The organism is Planctobacterium marinum, assembly GCF_020687805.1.
Classification (GTDB): Bacteria; Pseudomonadota; Gammaproteobacteria; order Enterobacterales; family Alteromonadaceae; genus Planctobacterium; species Planctobacterium marinum.
Map to the genome: position 1 here is coordinate 504,497 of NZ_JAJEWQ010000003.1, position 24,441 is coordinate 528,937.

A 24,441-nucleotide genomic window follows, 5' to 3' on the forward strand; every position below is an offset into this window, starting at 1 on the left:
ATGAATTCAGTTCAGTTAAATGCACTTGGCCCTATGAGCCAATTGTCCCAATTAGAAGTTGATCGTCTTAATTTTACCAATAACCGGGAGTTGCACACCCTGTTCAGAAACTGCTGTCTGGCCGTGCTTAACAGCGGTGCTGAGATTGACGATTTTAAACAAATGTTTGAACCCTACAAAGATTTTGAAGTAAACCTGATCCGTCGTGAGCGGGGGGTAAAAATAGAACTGATTAATCCCCCCCAATTGGCCTTTGTTGATGGCCACCTTATTCAGGGTGTCCACGAACATTTGTTCGCCGTACTGCGCGATCTACTTTACATGGGTGTTAAGCTGGAAAGTCATGAGTTAGATTTTACTGACTCATCCCATGTTACCCACGCGGTATTTGATATGTTGCGCAATGCCAGAGCACTTCCCTCGACCAACGAGCCCAACATGGTGGTGTGTTGGGGTGGCCACTCTATCGGCGATATTGAGTACAAATACACTAAAGAAGTCGGTTATCAGTTAGGCCTGCGCGGTCAAAACATTTGTACCGGTTGCGGCCCTGGTGCCATGAAAGGCCCCATGAAGGGGGCTACCATCGGTCACGCAAAACAGCGTATCACAACGGGCCGGTACCTGGGTTTAACCGAACCCAGTATTATCGCCGCAGAGCCTCCCAACCCGATTGTTGACGAACTGGTGATAATGCCGGATATCGAAAAACGTCTCGAAGCCTTTGTTCGTATGGCGCATGCGATAGTCATCTTCCCGGGCGGCGTTGGAACTTCCGAGGAGTTACTTTACCTACTGGGCATCATGTTACATGAGAAAAACAAGCAACAGGTGTTGCCAATCGTCCTGACAGGTCCGAAAGAAAGTGCCGGTTATTTTGAAGCCATTGACAATTTTGTCGCCCGTACTTTAGGCCCGGAAGCACAATCGTTGTATCGAATCATAGTCGATGATCCGGTGGAAGTAGCCCGTTATATCAAAGAGCAACAAGCCAATGTAAAGGAGTTTCGCAAAAATATCGGTGACTCTTATCATTTCAACTGGGCGTTAAAAATAGAGCCTGATTTCCAACAACCTTTTGTACCTAATCACGCTAACATGGCATCGCTGGATTTGCACTATGACCAGCCAAAAGCGTCACTGGCAGCCGCACTCAGACGCGCGTTTTCCGGTATCGTTGCCGGGAATGTAAAAGCTGAAGGTGTTGCAGAAATAGAAAAGCACGGGCCTTTTAAGCTCAATGGTGACAAAGATCTGATGGCGATGATAGATAAATTGCTGATCTCTTTTGTACAGCAACACCGGATGAAGATCCCCGGTGGCGATCCCTATGTTCCCTGTTATCAGGTGGTTGCGGAATCATAAAGCATCGGGTTTAACGGTACGAAATGTACGATTAACAGCGTTCATTTTATTGTCATTTTTGTTTAAAATCTCAACCAAATAGTAAGTTAATGGTAATACATGGCAAACAAGATCATTAAAGGTGTCGCTGTGAGCTTAGCGGTTTATACCGCCTTTTTTACAGGGGTAGTAATGTATTACCCTGACAAGCCTGAAAAAATGGATTGGGAAGATCGTCAGGATTTTAATAAGGTGCAGATAGAAAAAATATCAGATTCCGGGCTGGAAAATGGTATATCTCATAAAGAAATCCTGACTATGCTGGGTGGACCTGACATCAGCGAGGCTAAGATGTCGGGCGCCGATAAGATTCAGGTCATGTATTACCGCACCCAGCACAAGCGGGCGGATGGCATTACCTCGCAAGATGAATGTACACCGCTCTTGTTTAAAAATGATAAATTGGTAGCCTTAGGGGAAAAAGCAGAAAAACAATTTGAGAATGAGTACTGAGGCTGACACTACAGGCACTGCGATACCCGCTGAACCAATATCTCAGGTTATTTCTGCACTTTATAAAAAGCTGATCCGCCTTAACACCCGGTTTGACACGCAAACAGTATCAGCGCAACACATTGAGCTGACCGAGCAACTGGCTGAGCAGATTCTGGAATCATTGATCGCATCACCCAATCCCCTGCTGGCACAATTACACTTTAATAAACCTAACCTGCCGTATTTTTTTAATTTTCAGTTTAACAGCATTATTTTTGCAGCGCTGCTGGTGCTCAGGAATAATCTGAACCTCACCACCGCACAACAAATTTTGTGTGGCATCATTACCTGGACGATTACCGCTAAGGCTCAGATTGATGATGCACATACAAACGCCTCTGCCGCTCAGAACAATCAGGTCAAGGCACAGACAATTCGGGTTTTAAATCACTTTCAGCGTCAGATATGGGTTTCGCTGTTAACCAGTATCAGCGCCAGTGAACTGCCCAAATTAAGTGGCTTTATGCAGGCCAGAAATACCACCAGCCCACATTCTAATTTCCTGATCCTGGCGCTTTACTTTGCCACCTTAATAACCCGAAAATCCCATAAACCCGGATTGAGTTATACCCATGCGTTGCAAAAGATGGTGCAAAACAGTCACAGTATCGGGCTGGGACAACTGGAGCCTTTGCTGGATTATCCGGGGATATTTTTACCTGGCAGCGCGTTAACCATCAGCGGACATCAGCATGCTTTGTATCTGGGAAAACACCAAAGCGAATTCTATACCCTGGCCTACAATGCAGCGGAAAAGCGCTACAGCGATGATATCAGCGTCATCAGCGAAGCTCAGATCCAGAAAGTCGCGCCACCAATTAACCTGAATCACATTAAACTGGTAGAAAAATGGTGGGGACCTCAGTGGACGGAGGTGCAGGCCCTGAATAAAAGTCCGGATAGCCGTAAATTGTATCCCAAAGGATTTCGACCAGACCGCCCGCCCGAGTCACTGGTCGGTATTATCGAACACCTCAACCAACAGGATATTGAGGTGGATAAACTCATCCGTTTAATTCAGAACGAAGCCAGCTTTGCCGATCATATTCAAATGACCGCAACCCAACAATCCAGAGAAAACATAAAAATTAAAAGTGTGAAACACGGTTTGCTGATGAATGGCTTTGAACGCAGCCGCAGTGTGCTGGTTGAACGAGCACTGATAACCCGCCTGACGCAACATCATTTTCCGCTGCAAGATGTCATTTATCAGTTTGTTAAACTCTGGGCGTCTTTTGCTTCTGCGATAGCGCAGTATCATCCCCGTATGTTGCCCGAGCAGGCCAGCTGCTGGGTTTATTTTGCGGCATCCGGATTGTTCACACATGCCGAGCTGAAACTGAAACAAAACTGGCAGTTTGTCGACAGTGAAGCCAAGCGGGATAATCACAGAATAAAATTGAAAGAAGCGCAACTATTGTGGCATCACGCATACAAATTGGCGGCCTGCTGGGCACAGGATAAAGAACTGCGCGACGCACTGCGGGATATTCCGGTAAAACAGCCATTTCCCCCTACAGCACCTCGCACACTGGCCCATACCTTGTTAAACCTCAGCCTCAATCTGGCATCTTCTATATTCTTCAAAGGCGAAATCCCGGATTATGATTCTGACGAATATTTACAACATTATTGTACCAGGCTTCGCCTTGACGCCGCTGAATATGCAACAGTTATCGAAGAAACGATGAAAAATTCCCACACATACTGGCCTATATCCAATAAGTGCGTGTTCGAAAATGGCTAAATACTCAAAAAAGTGGTATAAAGGCGCAGATTTATTCTTTTCAAATTTCGTCAGTTTTAAGTCTACACTTCAAGTAGCTTAACCTTAATTAATCGGGAAAATTTAGATGACGCAACGAATTACTGTTATTCGCGGTGACGGTATTGGTCCGGATATCGTAGATGCCACCATTCAGGTGTTAGAAAAATTAGGCTGTGATTTTACCTACGACTACGCAGATGCCGGTCTGATGGCATTAGAGAACCACGGCGAATTGCTGCCTCAGGAAACACTGGATCTGATCGCCAAAAACAAAGTCACACTGAAAGGTCCGTTAACCACACCTGTGGGTGAAGGCTTTACATCAATCAATGTAAGCTTGCGCAAACAATTTAATTTGTATGCCAATGTCCGTCCGGTGCGCTCTTTTAAAGGCACCAAAGCACGTTACGAAGACATTGACATTATTACGATTCGCGAGAATACCGAAGGCATGTATTCAGGTCTGGGCCAGATAGTTTCTGCAGATGGTTCAGAAGCCGAAGCCATGAGCAAGATCACCCGTAAAGGCGCTGAACAAATCGTGCGCTTTGCCTATGAACTGGCACGTCGGGAAGGTCGCAAAAAAGTCACCGCTGTACACAAAGCCAACATACTTAAATCCACTTCAGGCCTGTTTCTGAAAGTTGCGCGGGAAATCGGTGAGCAATATCCGGATATCGAGTCTGCTGAGATGATCGTAGACAATACCTGCATGCAATTAGTGATGAATCCTCATCAGTTTGACGTTATGGTCACCACTAACCTGTTTGGTGACATTTTGTCTGACCTGTGCGCTGGTCTGGTAGGCGGTCTGGGTATGGCACCGGGTGCCAATATTGGGCAGGATTGTGCGATTTTTGAAGCGGTACACGGTTCAGCGCCTGATATTGCCGGCAAAAACCTGGCAAACCCCACGTCTGTCATGTTAGCGGCAGCCCAGATGTTAGATTATCTGGAAATGGGTGATAAGGCAGAGAAACTGCGCAATGCTCTGAAAGAAGTGATTGAAACCGGAGATCGTACGACGCGAGATCTGGGTGGTAGCCATGGTACTACTGATTTCACCCAGGCGGTTTTAGACAGAGTTTAACCGGCAACACACATTCGAAGGCCAGCTCGCATCTAATGCGTCGCTGGCCTTTTTTATGCTAGTCGTTTGCTGAAAAACTGTACTTTAGTACAGTTGCACCTGAAGCCAAAAAGGCGTGTAATTTTCTCCGAAGACTGAACGAGCAGTTTTCAACACGGAATTTAATCTTAAGGAGAAAAGCATGAAAGATATGTTCAAGAAAACCACCAGCGCACTACTGTTAACCGGTGCCATGTTAAGCAATCCAACCCTTGCAGCAATCGAGTCTGAAACCCATACGGCTGCTGTAATGCCGCAGGAACAACTAATCAACCTAAACACTGCCACTGTTGAGCAGTTGCAATCGTTGCCAGGTATTGGGCAGAAAAAAGCACAGGCGATCGTAGACTACCGTGATCAACACGGCGAGTTCCTGATCACTGAAGACATTCAGAATGTCAAAGGTATTGGTAAAAAAGCCTATCAGCGTCTCGAAACACTGATCAAGGTGTAGATGAGCGGTGCGCGCCGTCAGGCGCGCAATTTAACACAGCGGATTTTAGTTGCAGGCAAGGGAAGCCAAGAATTGTTTGAATTCGCCAGCAAGCTCTGGGTGCCTGAGTGCATATTCCACATTCGCCTTCATATAACCCATCTTACTGCCACAGTCATGGCTTTTGCCCTTCATAAAATACGCTTCCACGGTTTGCAGTTCCATCAGAGCCGCTATGGCATCGGTAAGCTGTATTTCCCCGCCAGCACCTGGTGCGGTACGCTCAAGTTGGTGCCAAATTTCAGCGGTTAAGACATAACGCCCCACAATAGCCAGATTAGAAGGCTCTTCGCCTTTTGGTGGCTTTTCTACCATCTGCGTAATTTTAGCGGTTTCACCCTCCTGCAGATCCACCCCATTAAGGTCAACCACACCAAACTTGTGTACCTGTTCTTGCGGTACGGCTTCTACCATTATCTGGCTGGCGTTAGTTTCATCAAAACGTTTTACCATATCGGCCAGGTTATCCACCCGCAAATCACTGCTGGCATCGTCTATGATGACATCCGGAAGTACCACGGCAAACGGCGCGTCTCCCACCAGAGGCCTGGCACACAATATGGCATGGCCTAGTCCTTTGGCGTGTCCCTGGCGTACGTGCATTATAGTGACACCAGGCGGGCAAATGGACTGCACATCAGCCAACAACTGTCGCTTAACCCGTTGCTCCAGCGTCGCTTCTAATTCAAAACTGGTGTCGAAGTGGTTCTCTATGCTGTTTTTACTGGCGTGGGTTACCAAAACAATATCTTTAATTCCAGCCTGAACACATTCATTAACAACATACTGAATAAGCGGCTTATCCACGATGGGTAGCATTTCTTTTGGAATTGCCTTTGTGGCGGGTAACATTCTGGTTCCCAATCCCGCAACAGGAATTACCGCTTTAGTCACTTTAGTCATATTAACTGAACCTTTTAACTGATTTTCCTCTGCCGATGGCATAATAATCTATACCCTGTGCCGCCATAGATTCCGGGTCGTATAGGTTACGCCCATCAAATATCACCGGATGATTTAAGCCTGCCTTAATTTGATTAAAGTCAGGGGCTTTGAACATTTTCCATTCAGTACAAATCATTAGGCCATCGGTACCTTGTAACGCTGCCATTGGGTCCTCAAACGTGAAGAGTCCCTCCGGTGAACCCAACTTCGACTTCAGAGCCTCATTGGCAATTGGATCAAACAAATGAATCTTTGCTCCTTTTTCCAATAATGCGCTCATCGCCACCAGGCTTGGCGCTTCTCTGATATCGTCAGTATTGGGTTTAAACGTCCCTCCCCATACAGCAATTGACATGCCAGTGAGGTTTTCACCGTAATGGCGATATACCATTTCTTCCAGTTTTATCTTTTGTCTGGCATTGACCGATTCGACACTTTGCAGAATGGCTGGGGTGTGACCGTAGTCCAATGAGGTTTTAATTAATGCGTTGACATCCTTAGGAAAACAAGAGCCGCCATAGCCACAACCAGGATAAATAAAGTGGTAACCAATGCGCGGATCCGAGCCGATGCCATTGCGTACCATTTCAATGTCGGCCCCAACCTGCTCTGCAATATTCGCCATTTCATTCATAAAACTGATCTTAGTGGCCAACATGCAGTTTGCAGCATATTTGGTCAACTCTGCACTACGACGATCCATTACAATGGTTCTTTTATGATTTCGGTTGAATGGTGCATAAAGATTGTGCATAACAGCCAAGCCTCTTGCACTATCAGAGCCCAAAATGATGCGATCGGGTTTTGAACAATCTGCGATCGCGGCTCCTTCTTTTAAAAATTCAGGGTTGGATACCACATCAAAGGCAATATCGGCATTGCGTGTTTGCAATTGAATGCGGATGGCCTCTTCCACTTTATCTCCGGTTCCCACCGGTACAGTAGATTTATTAACAATTACCGAATAATCAGTAAGATTGCGTCCAATGGTGTCAGCCACGTTAAGTACATATTGCAAATCTGCCGAGCCATCCTGGTCCATGGGTGTTCCAACAGCAATAAAAATGACTTCAGCCCCGGCTACAGCCTGACTGGCATCAGTAGTAAACAGCAATCTCTTCCCGCGAAAATTGTCTTTCACCAAAGATTCAAGGCCCGGCTCATAAATCGGGATTATCCCCTGCTTTAACGCATCGACCTTATTTTGGTCGATATCAACGCACGTGACAGTATTCCCTAAATCTGCCAGCACCGCAGCCTGAACCAACCCAACATATCCAATTCCAAAAACGGTGACTTTCATGCAGTTCTCCTGATATCCCCTGGTTGCCCAATCCCCGGCAACATCGAAACATTCACTTTATTCATTAACTTTGCCAATCTGTAACTACGCATTGCGTTACAAGCATTTCTGGCGCTATATGGCTATTCTGCTTTACGCCTCAAAACGCTCAATTTTACCGGATGAATATGTCAGAAAGGTTATCTCACGCTTCAACCTGGCATTAATTTAAAAAGGGTATTTAATAAGTCTTCTAAATTGACGCAATTTTTTGCGTCAGACTTTTGTTTACCTGCTCACTATCAAAGGCTTTTGAAGATGTCACCGCATTGTGACTCAGTTCGGCGTATTGTTCATTATTGTTACCTGCCGCCCTTTGAATTTTTTCTGCCAGATCGCTGACACTCCCGCAGCTAAACAAGTAGCCATTGTGGCAGTCGTCTATGTAGCCCTTCGGTCCTGCGATATCAGCAGCGATAACAGGAGTGCCACAAGCCAGTGCCTCAAGCCCCACCAGGCCCAGGCTTTCTGTATCTCGCTCTGTCGGAAAAATAAAGAAATCTAAATCAGAATATACTGATTTTAACTGCGCCTGTGGCACGTTGCCGGAAAAGCGAACCCGTTGTTCAATCCCAAACTCAGTCACCATTGCATTGAGCTTAGACGCCAGTTCACCTTCACCGACAATATTCAAAGAATACAGAGTGCCTTGTTCTGATAATTGCTGACAGGCTTGCAGGAGCGTTTCCAGTCCTTTGCCCGGGTCCAGCCGTCCCACAGAACCAATTTTAAGCACTCCGTCATGTTTGAATTGATGCTGTTGCTTACTTTCAGGATTAAAAATCTGTAAATTGACCCCACCAGACGGACTGACAAATATTTTACTTTCATCAAGCGGAAATACCTGCATTGCAACTTCTGCGAAATACTTAGAAGGCACAATAATCAGATCAGCTTTGAGCAACAAGGTTTTTGCCAGCCAGTTTTTTACCCGGTAATAAAACCTGGATTCAAACTCCTGCAAAATATCTCCCCCGTGAATATGCGCGATTAATTTACGCTTCACCAGCAGGTTGGCTAACAAAAAAGGAATGGCAGACTGAGCGACATAATGCACGTAAACGGTGGCTTGCGGCTTTGACAATACCACCCAGGTACCTTGTACTATGTACTTAATGTATTTCCAGATTTTTTCAAAGACATTTCGTCCCTGACCTGCGATCACCCCCAGGAATACCTCAAATCCGGCATTGCGCAATCCGGTCACGCAATTTTTAACGAAAATACCATACTGGGGAGAATGGGATTTCGGGTACATATTGGACAGAATGACCACTTGTTGTTTTGTATTTTTTTTCATGGTGAACCTGATGTTCGCGTATTGATGAGTTTAATTTGAAGCGCTTTTTTCACTGGCTTTCTGCCATTGTAATGCTTGTTTTCTGGATATCACCCGGGTTAACACATATTTACCTGTTATTGCAGCGGCAATCAGCTTTATCCAGCTTTTCAACGCTCCAGGTGCAATTTTGATAGCTTTGAAATAGCCGCGCAACGCAGCCCATCTGTGATCCAGTAATAACTTGAAGTCCGCTTGTTTTTGATGCAGTTCGGCGAGGCCCGCCGGAAAGTTAATGCTCTCGTATTCAGCACCATATTTGTCGATAATAAACTGCAAACCCTGCACTTTTTTCGATGGATTTCTGGAAATTCCCTGCAGGCTGATTTGATAATCCATTAAAATTTCCGTCTGAACCTGCCCCTTGAAGGATTTTGCCAAAGCCAGTAAGTAATCGAAATCCTGAAAGCTCTGCAAGCTCACATCAAATGGACTTTGCAGCGCAACAGCTCTCTTTACCATTATGGCCGAAGTACAAATACCATCCCCTTTGCGCAACAACGCACTATACAAATCAGGCTCACCGCGGAACTCGATAACTTTTCGATAACCGTTATAAAGTTCATTCATCCAACAAAACGTAAAATCCAACTCATGTTCACGCATGAAATCAAGTTGCCGTTCCAACTTGTTGGCAAACCAGACATCATCGTCATCATAGAAGGCAATGATATCGCCGTTGGCATTTTCTACGCCGGTATTTCTGGCAGCACAGGCGCCTAAATTATCTGCGTGGGCGACATAGCGGATACGGTGTTCTTCGGCTAAACCAGCAAAAAATGCCTGATTTTTATTGCGTTGTTCAGACTCCATGGGGTTGTCATCAACAACGATGACTTCCCAGTTTAGATAGGTTTGCGACCGAATGCAGTCAATAGTGTTATGCAGGGCGTCATTGCGTCCGTAAGTAGGAATAACGACCGTTACCAGAGGATGTTCTGTCATGAACTAAGTACTTCTTCAAAAACATTGAATTGCTGTCGGACTTTGCTCATTTCTCCGGCTAATACCTGATTTTCTTGTGTAAATGCCGCATTGAGCTTTTCCAGTTTGCTCATCACTACATCACCGGCGACAGCTTGCGTTAAATCAACACAATATTCCTGCTGTTTCACCAGGGCAGTTAATTCCTGATATTTCACTGCCCAACCTAACACTAAACAAGGAATATTTTGACGGTAAGCATGCACGACGGCATGGTATCTGGATGCGATAATATACTGCATTTGCGCTATTATATGTTCCAGTTGCAGCGCATTCATATCCTCTACCAGCGAAATCACTTTGTCATTTTCAGCAAAGCGTGATTTCAACGTATCAATAAATGTTTTATCTTCAAATGAATGCCGCAGTAAGTAAACAGTCTTTCCCTTGTCCAGCAAGCGTTGAATTAAGTCGCTAAACATCTGCTCCACACTATTCGCCGAACCATGCAACTTTACCTTTTGATTAGGCACTACCGCCACAGACGCGTCATTCGCTTTAAAATCAAATACAGGTGGCTGCTTAAAGACTCGCTTAGCGTCTATCTCTTCTGACTGCAACACTAAGTCTACGGATTTGCTAACGGACTGCAGCGGCGCCAGGTTTTGCAGATGTTTAATACCATCCATTTCCCGTGCAAATATGCGTTTAGGGTACTTAATCAGGGTGGGCGCAAACAGATTAAACAAGATTTTGGAAACGCCACTGAAATTAAAGGGGCCAAAAGATTGCGGCATTAATACAACCGGCACCTTCTTGCGTTTTGCCAAAGCCAAATCTAATAAATATTGCGCAATGCGCTGCGCTTCAAATACGGAAGACAAACCAAAGCCACTGATATCCATCAATAAATCCGCAGAACTGAACCGCTGCCAGGCCTGTTGTTCTAATTCTGTAGAATAATATTTGGTTTTAATCAGCGACTTAAAAATGCCATAACGTCGCAGCTTAAAACGCAAATCCCATGGCAAAATATCAAAGTTGTAAGTTTGTTTTTCCTGTTCACTGCGTACAAAATCCGGTGTGGAAAGCAATGTGATCTGAGCCTCGGGCATGCGTCGTCTGATTTCGTTAACCACTGTGAAAGTCATGGATTGAGCCCCTTTATTAAACAGCTCTCCACCGGTAATCACGACATTCATAAATATTCTAAATCCTTATTAATCAAGTTCTTTTATCCATTCAACAATCTCTTGTGCTGCATGGAATTCTGTCTTTTTGTAGGGTTCGGCACTGAAAGTAGCAGCTTTGTGCAGGGTCTCATCTAACCTGGCCAGGTCATAACAAACGAGGCCATACTGGCTATCGTCTACAAATTGCGCCAACTCTTTTTGATGATCGTCTTCGCGTTCGAGATTTGGTACTACCAGGATACGTTGCCCCGCTTCCAGTAATCGAAACACGCTGCCAGCACCGGCGTGCGTAACGATCAGATCCGCCTGCTGGTAGGCAGCATCGATATCTTCAATAAATTCGGTGCAATCAAAGTTTTTGCTCTTTTGTCCGTTTGCACATTGCACTGTGACCTCGTGTGATTGCAAAAACTGGCTTGTTTCTACCGCGGTAATCAGTGAATCAAAGCGGGTGGTGCCTACCGTTACCAGGATGTTCACAGGCGACCACTCCATCTTCCCTTGGGATACAGCGACTGCATCGACTTGTTTTGATAGTAAAACCGGTCAGCCATAAATCGACAAACATTACCGGAAAAAGAGCGTTGATAAAAACGACACCAACTCTCAACAAACAAGGTTTTAATACCAATTATCTTGCACCAAAAAAAGGCAGGAATTGCCAAACCAGGTCCGGTACTGATCGCCAGGCTCACACGGTATTGACGTCTTAGTTTGAGCAACTGACGCAAAACGCAAACAGAGCAACGAAGCATATCAAACAAGCTTAACAGTGGCCTGACGTCTTTTTTCCTGAATTCAGGGACATACCAGGTTTCCAGGACATTTGCAGAAGGCTTAACGCCTTCTTCACACAACGCAATCAGTTTAAGCGGCTTGCCATTGGCTTGATGCAGCTTGTCCATCAGTCGTTCTGCTTCTTCTTTGTGACCACCTACGCCGTATATAACCAGTACCGCCGAATCCATTGTTTATCCTAAAAAAATCCCACAAATGGTATTAAATTGATGATGATTTAACAATCAAAGGTCTTAAATCATCCATCTACTTTTTTTTGTACCTGGCTAACAGGTCGTAAACTTTGACTGTACGCAAAAATCGCACCAGCAAGAATTTCCAGCCGCTAAGTCGCAAATCATGCATTTCTTCCATCAGGGGTAACAGGTGCTTTTTCAGGTAAGACAGGTCATTTAGTTCTTTCGCTTTGGCAAATAGTTCATGACTTTTATCTGAAATCTGACTGCGCAATACCACAATGCGCTTTTGATTCCGGGTCAGGTGCGCGTCTGCTGGTAGTACCCGCTTAAGTGGTGCCCAATGACCAGCCTGCTGTTTTAGTAACAAGCGGTAACTCAAATATTCTCTTCGATGTCTCAATCCAGCTGCCTGAGAGTTGGCCGCATCGGTATCAGTGAGTTCATCTAATTGCACTTCAATATCGCGATATTGCGCTAAAATTTCAGTAATACGTTTATTTCGGGTAACAACCAAACTGGTTCCGCCATGCATATACTGAGGTAACCATGCATCTCCCACAGCAACATCGGCGGTTTCTGCCAGAACATCATCACAAAAATCACATGCGTTGTATTTAAACAAGCCATGCCCATAATTGGTACCAAACAAGTTTTGCACTATCTCGCTGTCTGACTGACTGCCATCAAGTCGGGTAGCCCTGACTCCTTTTTGATTAGCCTTTTTACCCGGAAGTTTTTCACGAAAATCCACCGTGGCCAACTCATCAGGTTTAACGCCTAATTGCCATCCGATCAATTCGGCAAAGGCCTTGGTTTTTAAATGCCCACAGACCACGCCAAGTGTAAACTTTATACGCTGTTTAAGCTCAGAATCTTGCTCACACAATCGCCTGATAGTCTTGATAAAACAGGGAATACCGGTAATGGCGTAGCGCCCCGGGTTTTGTCTGACAAAGTCCAGCACTTCGCTCAATTCAATAGGATAATATGCTGATTTTGAACCGGTTTTAATTTCTTCAGTCTTGCTGAACACTTTGTAAAAATAACTCAGTCCGCGTTCATTGGGTCGCTGATCTTCGGTGACCTGAATAACATAATCCACGTCACCCAATTCCAGCAAACGGGTTAATAACCACTTTCCAATACCACCCGAGCTGGCTTTTTGATAGAACTCCCCCGTAGTTACTTTACCGGCAAACACTTTGTCGAAGTGGCCGATACGGGAATTCCTGGGTAATGTGCCAAAATGTAGTTCAGCAATCTGATCTTCATTTAATCCTGCCGGCCCTGAGGGGCAAACCTTGGCTATCGTATCGTTCTCTGTATTTGACAAACCGTCTTCGGTTACCACCGGGATAAGTTGCCCGTAGCGATTAGCCTGCATTGATACAGCGGTGGACAAATGCGCGCACGCACCACACCCTATACAATAACCCCCCTGGGTAACTTTGCTGACAACATCCTGTTGCTTATTCGCTTCAGACACCTTACTTCTCCGCTCTTATTAACTGATAAAATCCTCTGGCCACCCAAGGCAGTCTCGGCCAGACAAAAAATGCTTTCAGCATCATCCAAAATACAACTCGGGTTTTATTGTGTACCACTAAGCACAAAAATGACGCACTACCATAAGACAACAAAGTCGCCCACGCTGCGCCCAAAGCGCCGTATAAGGGAATTAACCAAAGATTCAAAGCCACATTCGCCAGTGCCCCAATGCCCTGGGTAATGAGCGAAAACATCAGTACCTGTTCTATGTGGATCCACTTGCTAAACAGTGCCCGGTAAAACACGAACACACAGCTCCAGATATGAATTTGCAACACATAACCTGCCCCTGCATATTGCTCACCAAACAAAAGTAATATCAGTGGCTCAGCAATAACACTGAGCACGATAGCCAGTCCCATAGATAACAAGGCCAGGAAATCAAAAATCTGCTGTAATCTCTGCTGATAGCACTTTTCGTCGCGATCCTTCATTTTAATCAAGGACGGAAACAAACTGGCCACGATAGCCACAGGAATAAATCCCCAAATTTCAGATATCTGAGCCCCAACGGCATAAATACCGACTTCCGCAGCGGAATCCATCCACATCAACATGGTTTGGTCTATTTTGCGATAAATGGCGGCAAAAATAGCGCCAAACATTACCATCCAACCTTGTGACATCAAGGTTTTAGCTAACCCGGCATTATAAAATTTCGCCGAATAGGACAAGGATGAGCGCTTAATTATCAAAATGACTAAGGCCACAGCGCTTAACAGAGCTTCCAACGCAAACGCCGCACCAAACACAACAACACTGGCACCCGCTGCAATTAAACCCAGTTTAATAATGGCTACAGTGAGCAGACCGATGGTTTTTGCTATTGCGGTGTACTTACCCTGAACCTGGGATTCAAACCAGAAACAACTCACCAGAATGGGCTCAGCAAAAATATACAAGCCGGCGACGATGAGCAGCCAAAAGGACGGACTGTTAACCTGCTCGGTTAAAAACACAAAAACCAGTAAAACAGAGTAAGCGAAAATCGCTCCGAATAATTTGAGCAAAATTGCAGTACTGAAGGTTTCCTGTGTGGATTCCGGAAATTTGACAAAATGCCTGACCGTCAATCCTTCCAGCCCTAGGTGGCAGAGCATAGCCAGGATAGTAACCAGAGAAATGGTGTAAGATAGCTGACCGAACTTTTCTGGCCCGAGGTATCTGGATACCATGATACCAACAAACAGCGCTGCAAATATCCTTAATACTTTTTCCATCAATAACCACCCTGTATTGGTGGCTAATTTTTTAGCGCTTAAATTAAACATCTTCTATCTATATCAAAGCCGATTTTAGCATTTTTGCACCGCCACCGGATGGCTGCCCGGATAACCGAATAAATGCATGTGCAAAAGGCGCGAAATTATAGGCTAATCCGCTCAGGCTGTCACTTACAATGCTGTGAAATACTGTACCAAATTGCAATTCAGTGGCATAATCCGGCCCCCTCGGCGAGGAATACATTGCTCCTCACAATCAACAACCACTTCCATCAGGATAGATTTACAGAAAATGATGCCGGAAATACTGAAAAAAGCCATTAAGCAGCCTAAAAAAGCCGCTCGCGTGCTACATCACCGCATTCTGCAAAGAGTAAATGGTCAATCACAATTCAAGAAAGTCATTGTCATCGGCAGGGCCAGAACCGGATCGAACCTCTTATTGTCTTACCTGAATTCGCATCCCGCTATCCACATGGAAGGCGAAATTTTCGCCCATCAGCGCCACAAGACAGAACAACAAATTTTGAAAATGGTGTTCAACAAGCAACCTCAGGGAATAGAGGCAGCAGGCTTTAAAATTTTCTACCATCACCCGATGGACAATAAAGAACAGAGTAAAATTTGGGACATATTAAAAGCCGATCCCAGCATCCATGTTATTCAGTTACAGCGAACTAACATGCTGCGTATGCATATCTCCCGTAAAATCGCGATGCAATCCGATGTCTGGACAGCGTCAAAGAAAAGTGAAGTAGACAAGGTAAAGGTAAAAACCATCAGCTTTACCAAAGCAGAGCTGGAAGAAGGGTTCAACAAAACCAAAAACTGGGAGGCAAATGCCCAGGTGGATTTTGCCAACCACCCAATGCTGCAAATAGAATACGAAAAAATGATCAGTAATCCGGAACAGGAATTCCGTCGTCTTACTGACTTTCTGAGGGTTGAAGCTATGGCACCTGAAACGAAGTTACGAAAACAAAACCCGGAATCATTAAGTAACCTGATAGAAAACTACGCTGAACTCAAAGCGGCTTTTGCAGACACGGAATGGGCCGTATTCTTCGACGAGTAAGTCAGTCTTTAGTGTCCCTGATAAATGGCACGAGATCACGAGTGGTTTGCACTGAGTCCGCTTCAAGCCAGACTCAGTGACACTCATTGCCATACAATATGCTAAAAGCAGTTGTTGTCGTTATCCGTATACTTGCGCACTAAATAATCCCGTGCAGTGGCAGAGAATTGCAGTTGATATTCAGACAAACCAGTGCGATATTTTTGATTGATATACGTGTTAATATCCTGCTGTAAATCAAAGTAAATTTTACAGGGCTTGTCTGACAAACGCTGCTGCACCACATCCATTTCGTAGCGCCGCTGATAGGGCAGATCTGGTAGAAAAACCACATGCCCATCACGCCACGTATCAAAAACGCCTTTAACGGCCACCTCCGGATGAATCCACTGGCGATCAGTTACCACCAACGCGTAATCTTTCGGTTTATTGTCCTGCTTTTTCAAGCGAATAGTATTATTTAACGCCTGTTTTACCTCGGCAGTAACCATTGGATGACGAAACACTGATGCTTCAGTAACGGCAAGATACATGAGTACAATGCCCACAATAACCAGCGGAAGTCGCACTTTATTCACTTCTTTTTGCAACATCAGCAGTACTGCAGCCAGGATTAGCCCATAGCCCAAACCAACGAACCGGATGCCAAAAAAGTCAAACTGGAACATTGACCTCAAGGTTAAAATCATAACCAGATAGGCCAGGCCAACCGCGCCAAAAAACCAACTCCAGCGCTGTTGGTAATCGAGTTTATACCCGGATTTTTTCCAGCACCACAACCCAATCAAGACGGGTGGCAACATAAACGCAACGGCTTTTATACTACTTTTGATAAACTGAAAAAATATTAGTAGTTGAGATTCAGGGGCAGGAATACGCTCCATATCAAAGTCGCGTAAATAATAGCGATACAGGACAAACAACGCGGCGGCCAGAACAAATGCCGGTAGCAGTTTCCAGTTTTTTTGCTTCAGCAGTAAAAAACTACACAGAAATAACAAAACGCTAAAAGGTGCAAACATGTATCGGGAAAAACAACCGATGACAATGGCTATCAGGACGCCCAGGAAGTACTGAACTTTCACTTCGTCCTTTTCTTTGATGAGGTGTACCATCAGGCAATACAGGGCAAAAGCAAACAAAAAGCCAATTTCAGCACCGGACTCAATAGCAGACTGGATGGTAAAGGGGTTAAATGCCAACACCAGTGCTAAATTAACAGACCTGACCACCTGATGAAAACAATAAAAGGTCGCTACCAGCAAAGCCAGGTTTAGTATTTTACTGGCATAAAACAAATCCAGTCCCGTCAGCCAATGAACCGCATTTATTGCCAGTGGATAGGCGCATGGAAACAACCCGAATGGCTGCCCCCCCACATGGCATATCTGGCCAAACTGGGTATCAGCCATGGTCAAATAATTGATGTTATCTGGCGGCAAAAAACCATGAGTTAAGCCCGTCAGCAAAACCAGCAAAAAGGGAATGGCTAACAGTAAATAGCGCGAATAAATCATAATTTTAATTTGTTAAAAATGGCTGTGGGTATGAACCGGATTATGGTCATAATAAAAAACCAAAAGAATGGCGTGTGACTTTCATGGCTTTTTTTAGCGATCCGCTTGTAAATAATCTCGGCGACTTTTTCTGGTTGAGCCCAAAGTGCGCCTTTTTCAATATGAGCGGTCATTGGTGTATCGACAAAGCCGGGTTTAATATCCAAAACATGGACGCCGGATTTCGCCAATCGTTGCCCCAGTCCTTGCAAAAACACCGATACCAGCCCTTTGGCGGCGCCATACACATAGTTTGACTGACGACCGCGGATTCCGGCAACACTGGTAATTACAGCAATTGCACCATTTTTTTGCTGCTCCATGCGATTGGCGACCAGGGTCAGAATACCGATCGCACTGGTACCATTGACCTGAATCTCCGACAAGGTTTTTTGCACATCCTCCTGACATTCACCTTGATCCGGCAAACTGCCATGGGCAATAACACAAATATCAATAGGATCGGCGATATCCGCCAATTGCCGCTGTAACTTTGCGATACAATCATCCGCGCCGGCATCAAAGGAAACACAGGCGACCCCGGAAGCTCCCCGTACGCGTAAGTCCTGTTCAATTAACGCCAATTTGTCTTCGTTGCGGGCAAACAGCGTTAACTGATGTCCGTCATTGGCATACTGCTTCGCCAATGCTTCAGCGATAGCGGACGTGGCACCAAAAATCAGTATATTTTTCATCTGGATATCCCTAGTCGTTGTGATTGCAACGACGAATATAATTGCGTTGCTCCATATTTATCCCGAATGGCATTGAACTCTTGCCAGCGGGGGTAAGTGGCTTTGAAAAAGCGCTCTGTCATTCTCGCGTCTTTGGTCAAATAAAGACGGCCACCATAGTGTATAACCACCTCGTCCAGTTGGTTCAGTAACGACCAGATTCTGGCGTTAATTTTAAAATCCAGGGCCAACGTGTACCCCTCGACAGGAAATGACAGAGGATTATTATTATGCTTTCCAAACGCCTTTAATACTGCCAAAAAAGAACCTTGTTTTGATTTTGCAATCCTATCTAAAATGGCACTCAACCCCTCAAGGCCTGCGGTTTTAGGTAAGGCAAACTGATATTGGGTAAACCCGCCTCTGCCATACATTCGATTCCAGTTTGCGATGCCGTCCAGGGGGTAAAAATACGGATTGTAGTGCAACAGCTGTTCTTCCGGGCCGGCTTTTTCTTTACCGTAATACAAAAAATTAAATGCCTGCACACTTAAGGGGTTTAAGACAAAGTCCGGAAAGTGGCAAGGTATACTCAATTTGGGAGCCTGATGAGGCTCAAGCGCCCCCTGGTCTGCATGCTCACCCACCGAGATAATTGAGCGCCCTAACGCTTCTCCCGTTGCCAGGCAATCTATCCAGGCAACCGAATACTGGCTATCGACGTATTCGTCAAAGACCCGAAGCGATTCCGCAAGACAGGAGGTTTTGATGTTCTTTTGGCGAATATAAGCACTTTTAATGGGCTTTAGAGAAAAACTCACCTGAGTAATCAGGCCAGTAAGCCCCATGCCACCACAGGTAGCATGAAATAAATCGGCGTACTGCTGACGACTACACTGATAAACCTGATCCCCAATTTGCACGATGATTTCTGTAACAAATTCCGAAAAACAGCCGTCCAGGTGGTGGTTTTTACCATGCACGTCACTGGCGACAGCGCCACCGACAGTGATAAATTTTGTTCCCGGGGTGACTGGTAAAAACCAGCCTTTGGGTACGAAAGTGGTGAGTATTTCACCCAGCGTAACCCCGGCATCACAGGTGAGCAGTCCCGAATCATTATCAAAGCTGATAAATCGGTTTAAACAGCGACTACTCAGTACGCGATGGGCCAAAGCACTATCACCATAGCTGCGGGCTGCTCCCCTCGGAATAAAACCATACCCCGAAGGCAGTGCGATTCCTTGCTGAAGTGATTGCCTGGCCGGTGTGTGAATTTCAGCGGCTATCTCCGGATAATTACCCCACCCTGAAATTTGACTAATAGTCGCCATGTTTGATCAAACCTTTGCCATGGCCGGCTGGACAAAAACATATTTTTTATCCAGGTGATATTTAACGACATAACCGATGGATAGCCCTAATACCGCTCCCAGGTAGCGCATAAATTTGCTACCGTACATCATGTCAAACAGGATTTCGGTTCCCCAGAATATCAATGTGGTGATAACCCCCATGCTACTGTATAACAGGAAAGCTTGTGCATCTTTGGATTTGTTTTGCGCCTGAAACTGAAAAATGTATTTTTTATCCAGACAGTATTTCACTACCAAACCGATAAGTGTTCCGCAAAAAATGCTGAAATATAGCGAATAACTGCCACCGTAGGCTTGGCTCACTGCCTCCTGGCTGATAAGGTTGGCAGCCGTCGCGATCACGGCAAAAATGATATAAAGTGCGGCAATTTTCATCAGTTATTTTTCAACACAAAAAGAGTGATAGTAACAAACATGCAAAACAAAGTCTCAGTATTAGCCATGCTGAAATTAATGCGTCCCAAACAGTGGATTAAAAACTCGTTTGTCATCGCACCATTAATTTTTTCCGGCCTTTTTACCCAAACTGATGCGATTTTACAAGCTGCAATCGCGATGCTTTTGTTTTGCTTAGGCTCATCGGCCACTTACGTGTTAAACGACTACAATGATATTGAAAGCGACAGGAAACATCCCTCTAAGTCTAAAACTCGCCCTTTAGCATCAGGAACTGTCAGCCCGGGCCAGGCAAAGGTATTGATGGCCTTACTTTATGGGTCCGTCGCCCTTGCTTACTTTTGGCAACCAGCTGTAGTCATGGTAATTGTTGCTTATTTACTGCTCAATATGGCCTATACCTTTTATCTCAAATACCAACCTGTGCTGGATATATTCACCATCGCCATCGGCTTTGTATTAAGAGTCTACGCTGGCGCAGTGGCCCTTGCTGTCCCCTTATCTTCCTGGATGTTTATTACCACGCTGTCACTGGCCCTTTATCTTGCTGCCATTAAGCGACGCCAGGAGCTGGCTAAAAGCGGTGAGAAGGCGCGCTCAGTACTGCGCTTTTACAATACCCAATTAATTGATAAATATGCTGAAATGTCCGCCACCTGCGCGTTGTTGTTTTATAGTCTTTACGTTATTTCAGATCAACCCGACATGGTGTTCACCATCCCTTTTGTTTTGTTTGGTTTGTTCCGGTACTGGTATGTGGTGGAGTTAAACGAAGAAGGTGAATCCCCCACAGACGCCCTGTTTAAAGATACTCAAATTCAGCTGACGATCATTGCCTGGGTTATTGCTTGTGCATATGCGCTGATGGGAGCGAGCGCATGATTGATCTAAGTTATCTGATTACGCCTTTTTTTGCCTGGCTGTGTGCCGGATGTCTCAAATTTGCCATCAATACCATTAAAGCAAAACGCCTGGCGTTTGACCTGATTGGTTATGGTGGACTGCCCAGCAATCACTCATCGATTGTCAGTAGTGCGGTCTTTATTATTTGGTTTAAAGAAGGGCTGCAATCCCCGGCGCTGGTAGTTGCAGTAGCGCTGGCGTTCATCGTCATGCTGGATGCAAACAGTTTGCGACAACAGGTGGGTAAACAGGCGCAAGCCATTAATCAACTACTCAACGAGCAAGATGATATACCGAAAGTCAGAGAACGGATGGGACATAGCCGCATTGAAATTCTGGCGGGTGTTTTCACCGGAGCCCTGGCTGCCGGGCTTAGTTTTGTATTTTTTGAGACATTTGCCGGTTAAGCCCCGGGTTAAATGCGGCCGCAGTTAACATTGCCCAAAGCGGGGTCACCATACCGTTGTACAACACATGCCCCGCAATGGCCGATACCAGGATCAATACAATAAAGGCAATAAGGGCAGCGACCACCACAGCATTTTTAGGCTGAGTCAGCATTCGGGTAAACAATATTAAATAACCGCTATATACGGTCAGGGATAACAAGATCCCGAAGTTGATTTGCATATCCATCCAGTCGAATTCAACACGCCATATCCCAGCGCGTTGCATCGCCTGCATATCCAGCCCCAATAACCATTGCCAAATATCCGCAGACACAAACAAAGGCCAAATTTCCATTAACTTTTGATCGCGCCCGGAAAACATCACCCGCGTAATACCACCGTTTTCATAAAAAAACAGCACACGTTGAAACAATGGCTGCTCCTGAAGTTGCTCGCCCAAAATGACAATACCGGCAATCACAATTGACAGCAGCAGAAATCCATACGCCAATGCCCTGGCATCCAGATTAAATAAAATGATCAGGCAGGCACACACTATCACCCCTAAAAAACCACTTTTAGTACCAATCAATAAGGCAAGTGCCGACAAAAACAGAATTAACAAGACAAATTGCAGTAACGATCGTTTAAACGCTGTGGTCAACAGCCACGCAGCGCAAATGACAATAACCCCTGATACCGCGTTTCCTGAATAAAAGAACCCCTTAGCCCCAAAGCTTTGATAGGTAGATTGTCCAATTCCCACCAACGCAAACAACACATTCAACAAAATAATGCCGATACTAAATACCAGAATAAGATTGAGTTTATTTAGGGAAAGGTGTCTGAAGGAGCTGATCACCAATACCATAACAAACAAATAAATTACTTTTATGGCCTCCTGGAATGCCAGAAAAAACCAGACATTGTCCACCAGAAAAAAGCGCAATATAGCCCAACAGAAAATCAAAGCGGTACAGACCAGGCACCAAAAAAAACGACGTGGCTCAAACTGGAATGCAAACAATAGCATCAGGCCAAACAGGAACTGCTTGTAGCCGGCAGAAAGTAAGTTAGGTAAGCCCAGGGTTTTGACAAATAAACCATTGACGGTATCAATAAACAGGTAGATACCCAGTAAAAACAGCAAAACGTTCTCAAACAAATGCCGTCGCTCAGACTCGCTGTTTTGACCAGAGACATACCTCGCCTGAACATCAGATCCAGACGAGAAAAATTGATTAAGCCGACTCATACAAACCCGAAAGCAGGCAATTTATCGACGAGGAGTTATAAGGAATATCAGGGTAAACCAGGCGATGACCAAAAAACCACTCAGGAAGGCCGCCGCGATACAAATCAAAGCACGACGCGGAGCATGTTTCAGTTCAGGCGTATAAGGGGGATCGATGATGGTAAACACAAAATCAGTTCTGACTTCCGCCAACATTAACTGCTTGGTTTGTTCCTGAATGAGCTGATAAAACACCGTTTTCATTTCGATATCACCAATTTGCTGCACTTTGGCTTCCAGGTATTCAATGTTTTCCTTGGCAGATTGAATCTCTCTGCGGCGCATGTCACTGTTTAACTGATTGACCAGCAACGTTAACCATTCCTGTGCCAGGTGAGGAGAATAAAACTCCAGCGCCAGCTTTATGAGTCCGGTATTGGGATCACGCTCGACAGTCAGTCTCTGTAAAAAGCTTTCATATACTTCAAGATTAGTCGGCTCTGGCGGGCGACCATTGATAGACGGGCGAGTCCATGTTTGCGATTGCTCATCGTAGAGATCGGGATCTATCACCAACAGATTATTTTCAGCATTATACTCAGACGACGCCATCAAATCCTTTTTAATGTTGTATTTTGAGACAAAGTTGGCAATAAACTGTCGAGACTTAATAATCTCCAGAGCTACCGTCACCTGATCAGTAGATTCGCCCCCCAGAGAAATACCGGCTAAAGATGCTAAACCACCCAACTGCCCGGATAAGTTACTCAATCCACCACCACTGGCTTCCTCTGTTGGAGAGAGTGTAGTTTCGCTTAGGTAAGTGTTAGATATGGTTAATGTCCATAATGCTGTCAGCAACACCACACCAAAAGGAATTAAAACAATGAGCAGCTTTTTAGCTAAAAGAAACTTAAGCAGACTGTGTAAGCTATAATCCAATTGTGAGTTTTCCATTTATTGCTTTTCCTGTGAACTTGCCAAACTTTCTTCCAATCTTGATTCTAGTATTGCGACTTTTTGAATAAGACGAGTGACTGACATTTGTAATTTTGCCCTTTCTATGTCTGCAATCAATAGCTTTATCAATGTGACTGCAAGTGCAATCAGCACAACGATGATCGGCGGGTAACCTATACCCAGAGCATTACCAATAGAATCGTTGAGGGCGGGATTTATTCCATACAGCAAAACGCCCAGAGCAATCACAATCCATTTAATACCATCGCGCTGAATTAAATAATCTCTTCGAATCAGCCAAAAGATAGACATTGCGATACTCAATGCCAGAACGGCAGAGACGATTTGAGGATTAAAAAAAGTCATGTAATTGGTCCAGGTTGTCTGCTTACTATTTCTTATGAAATATTTTCGAGAAGCTTATTAATAGCGTACTGACCAGATAATAAAGAATTTTAAACCAAGAAGAAAAAATTCTGGAATTACCGTCATATCTTTTATCCATTGACACCTGTACTTCAATAACCTTTAGCCCTGATGCTTTTAACAACAGTAGAACGCCAACATCCTGATATTCCAGCAAACTTGCCCGTTGAGATATCAAAAGCGCCAACGCACTTCGATTGTACAATCTAAATCCAGACGTGATATCGCCAATCTTTATTCCAGAGATTTTACGAAAAATATTCCACACTACTTTTTTTGCAAAACTTGCTCTTCCCTGGCACGCCCCTATTACCACGTCTGGTGCCTCGAAGTCGCTAACAACCGCAACTAACTTTTCAATCTCAGAGCTAAGATGTTGACCATCAGCATCCATCGTAACAACAGCGGTATAGCCTTGCGTCTGTGCATAAATAAGGCCTGTCTGCGTAGCTTGCCAGGCCCCAAGGCTTTCCATATGGTTAAGGCAAATTACACCAGACTTCTTTACAATTTCTGCTGTACAGTCAGTGCTCGCATCATTTACAACTATAATATGAGGCTTGATACTTAAAGTTCTAATACCATCAATAACAGCTTGAATACTGTTTGCTTCATTTTTAGCCGGGATTACAATTGCCAGTCTAAAATCCACAGTACACCTCTATATTCCCA

The 24,441-nt window shown here is 44.9% G+C and carries 25 protein-coding genes; 8 read left to right on the forward strand and 17 right to left on the reverse strand.

What is annotated here, in order from left to right; genetic code table 11:
- From ppnN to LJ740_RS11980, 5 genes are all read left to right on the forward strand, one after another.
- Positions 1-1,365: a nucleotide 5'-monophosphate nucleosidase PpnN gene (ppnN, locus tag LJ740_RS11960; RefSeq protein WP_229529320.1), complete on the forward strand. Its 1,365-nt coding sequence runs from the start codon at positions 1-3 to the stop codon at positions 1,363-1,365.
- 99 nt (positions 1,366-1,464) lie between these two features.
- Positions 1,465-1,857, forward strand: coding sequence for a DUF3192 domain-containing protein (locus tag LJ740_RS11965; protein WP_229529321.1), 393 nt, complete (start codon positions 1,465-1,467; stop codon positions 1,855-1,857).
- Positions 1,847-3,646, forward strand: coding sequence for a hypothetical protein (locus LJ740_RS11970; protein WP_229529322.1), 1,800 nt, complete (start codon positions 1,847-1,849; stop codon positions 3,644-3,646). Before LJ740_RS11965 ends, LJ740_RS11970 begins: the two co-directional genes overlap by 11 nt.
- A 106-nt stretch (positions 3,647-3,752) precedes the next feature.
- On the forward strand, positions 3,753-4,757 hold the full coding sequence (locus LJ740_RS11975; RefSeq protein ID WP_229529323.1) for an isocitrate dehydrogenase: 1,005 nt from the start codon (positions 3,753-3,755) through the stop codon (positions 4,755-4,757).
- A gap of 181 nt (positions 4,758-4,938) precedes the next feature.
- On the forward strand, positions 4,939-5,250 hold the full coding sequence (locus LJ740_RS11980) for a ComEA family DNA-binding protein (RefSeq protein ID WP_229529324.1): 312 nt from the start codon (positions 4,939-4,941) through the stop codon (positions 5,248-5,250).
- A 45-nt stretch (positions 5,251-5,295) separates the two neighbouring features.
- Here LJ740_RS11980 and galU read toward each other — a convergent pair whose 3' ends face one another.
- The 9 genes from galU to LJ740_RS12025 all read right to left on the reverse strand — a co-directional run bounded on the left by galU (position 5,296) and on the right by LJ740_RS12025 (position 14,828).
- On the reverse strand, positions 5,296-6,192 hold the full coding sequence (galU, locus tag LJ740_RS11985) for a UTP--glucose-1-phosphate uridylyltransferase GalU (protein WP_229529325.1): 897 nt from the start codon (positions 6,190-6,192) through the stop codon (positions 5,296-5,298).
- Between the two features lies 1 nt (position 6,193).
- Complete coding sequence (locus tag LJ740_RS11990) at positions 6,194-7,537, reverse strand: UDP-glucose dehydrogenase family protein (RefSeq protein ID WP_229529326.1); 1,344 nt, start codon at positions 7,535-7,537, stop codon at positions 6,194-6,196.
- A 232-nt stretch (positions 7,538-7,769) separates the two neighbouring features.
- Entirely contained in the window at positions 7,770-8,876 is a 1,107-nt protein-coding gene (locus LJ740_RS11995; RefSeq protein ID WP_229529327.1) for a glycosyltransferase family 4 protein, read from the reverse strand.
- Between the two features lie 30 nt (positions 8,877-8,906).
- The gene (locus tag LJ740_RS12000) at positions 8,907-9,860 is read right to left on the reverse strand and encodes a glycosyltransferase family 2 protein (protein WP_229529328.1); all 954 of its coding nucleotides are present in this window, start codon (positions 9,858-9,860) and stop codon (positions 8,907-8,909) included.
- Positions 9,857-11,041: a polysaccharide pyruvyl transferase family protein gene (locus tag LJ740_RS12005; RefSeq protein ID WP_229529329.1), complete on the reverse strand. Its 1,185-nt coding sequence runs from the start codon at positions 11,039-11,041 to the stop codon at positions 9,857-9,859. Before LJ740_RS12005 ends, LJ740_RS12000 begins: the two co-directional genes overlap by 4 nt.
- 18 nt (positions 11,042-11,059) lie before the next feature.
- Positions 11,060-11,512 (reverse strand): PssE/Cps14G family polysaccharide biosynthesis glycosyltransferase, encoded by a 453-nt coding sequence (gene pssE / locus LJ740_RS12010; RefSeq protein WP_229529330.1) that lies wholly within the window; start codon positions 11,510-11,512, stop codon positions 11,060-11,062.
- Positions 11,509-12,000, reverse strand: coding sequence for a PssD/Cps14F family polysaccharide biosynthesis glycosyltransferase (gene pssD, locus LJ740_RS12015; protein WP_229529331.1), 492 nt, complete (start codon positions 11,998-12,000; stop codon positions 11,509-11,511). The genes pssE and pssD overlap by 4 nt, the downstream gene beginning before the upstream one ends.
- A gap of 76 nt (positions 12,001-12,076) precedes the next feature.
- On the reverse strand, positions 12,077-13,495 hold the full coding sequence (locus LJ740_RS12020; RefSeq protein ID WP_229529332.1) for a Coenzyme F420 hydrogenase/dehydrogenase, beta subunit C-terminal domain: 1,419 nt from the start codon (positions 13,493-13,495) through the stop codon (positions 12,077-12,079).
- Position 13,496: 1 nt separating this feature from the next.
- A complete protein-coding gene (locus LJ740_RS12025) occupies positions 13,497-14,828 on the reverse strand; it encodes a flippase (RefSeq protein ID WP_267498238.1) in 1,332 nt (443 codons plus the stop codon).
- A gap of 244 nt (positions 14,829-15,072) precedes the next feature.
- On the opposite strand from LJ740_RS12025, the gene LJ740_RS12030 reads away from it, so the two are divergent.
- Positions 15,073-15,855: a sulfotransferase domain-containing protein gene (locus LJ740_RS12030; protein WP_229529334.1), complete on the forward strand. Its 783-nt coding sequence runs from the start codon at positions 15,073-15,075 to the stop codon at positions 15,853-15,855.
- 101 nt (positions 15,856-15,956) lie between these two features.
- Here LJ740_RS12030 and LJ740_RS12035 read toward each other — a convergent pair whose 3' ends face one another.
- Genes LJ740_RS12035 through LJ740_RS12050 form a run of 4 tightly spaced genes read right to left on the reverse strand, consistent with a single transcriptional unit; the run spans position 15,957 to position 19,836 of the window.
- Complete coding sequence (locus tag LJ740_RS12035; RefSeq protein WP_229529335.1) at positions 15,957-17,372, reverse strand: hypothetical protein; 1,416 nt, start codon at positions 17,370-17,372, stop codon at positions 15,957-15,959.
- Positions 17,369-18,106, reverse strand: a complete 738-nt coding sequence (locus LJ740_RS12040) for an SDR family oxidoreductase (protein WP_229529336.1) — start codon at positions 18,104-18,106, stop codon at positions 17,369-17,371. The genes LJ740_RS12035 and LJ740_RS12040 overlap by 4 nt, the downstream gene beginning before the upstream one ends.
- Positions 18,103-19,419 (reverse strand): FAD-binding protein, encoded by a 1,317-nt coding sequence (locus LJ740_RS12045; protein WP_229529337.1) that lies wholly within the window; start codon positions 19,417-19,419, stop codon positions 18,103-18,105. Before LJ740_RS12045 ends, LJ740_RS12040 begins: the two co-directional genes overlap by 4 nt.
- Before the next feature lie 6 nt (positions 19,420-19,425).
- Entirely contained in the window at positions 19,426-19,836 is a 411-nt protein-coding gene (locus LJ740_RS12050; RefSeq protein ID WP_229529338.1) for a GtrA family protein, read from the reverse strand.
- A 39-nt stretch (positions 19,837-19,875) separates the two neighbouring features.
- Between LJ740_RS12050 and LJ740_RS12055 the strand changes: the two genes are divergently transcribed.
- Positions 19,876-20,739 carry a decaprenyl-phosphate phosphoribosyltransferase gene (locus LJ740_RS12055; protein ID WP_229529339.1) on the forward strand — a complete coding sequence of 288 codons (864 nt, stop codon included), beginning with the start codon at positions 19,876-19,878 and terminating at the stop codon, positions 20,737-20,739.
- Entirely contained in the window at positions 20,736-21,167 is a 432-nt protein-coding gene (locus LJ740_RS12060) for a divergent PAP2 family protein (RefSeq protein WP_229529340.1), read from the forward strand. The genes LJ740_RS12055 and LJ740_RS12060 overlap by 4 nt, the downstream gene beginning before the upstream one ends.
- On the opposite strand, the gene LJ740_RS12065 is transcribed toward LJ740_RS12060, so the two are convergent.
- The 4 genes from LJ740_RS12065 to LJ740_RS12080 are packed head-to-tail and all read right to left on the reverse strand — an operon-like array spanning position 21,133 to position 24,421.
- Positions 21,133-22,404 (reverse strand): O-antigen ligase family protein, encoded by a 1,272-nt coding sequence (locus LJ740_RS12065; protein ID WP_229529341.1) that lies wholly within the window; start codon positions 22,402-22,404, stop codon positions 21,133-21,135. The genes LJ740_RS12060 and LJ740_RS12065 overlap by 35 nt on opposite strands.
- Positions 22,405-22,425: 21 nt before the next feature.
- Complete coding sequence (locus LJ740_RS12070; protein WP_229529342.1) at positions 22,426-23,340, reverse strand: Wzz/FepE/Etk N-terminal domain-containing protein; 915 nt, start codon at positions 23,338-23,340, stop codon at positions 22,426-22,428.
- Positions 23,341-23,709 (reverse strand): DUF2304 domain-containing protein, encoded by a 369-nt coding sequence (locus LJ740_RS12075; protein WP_229529343.1) that lies wholly within the window; start codon positions 23,707-23,709, stop codon positions 23,341-23,343.
- Positions 23,710-23,734: 25 nt separating this feature from the next.
- A complete protein-coding gene (locus LJ740_RS12080) occupies positions 23,735-24,421 on the reverse strand; it encodes a glycosyltransferase family 2 protein (protein ID WP_229529344.1) in 687 nt (228 codons plus the stop codon).
- Positions 24,422-24,441: the final 20 nt, after the last annotated feature.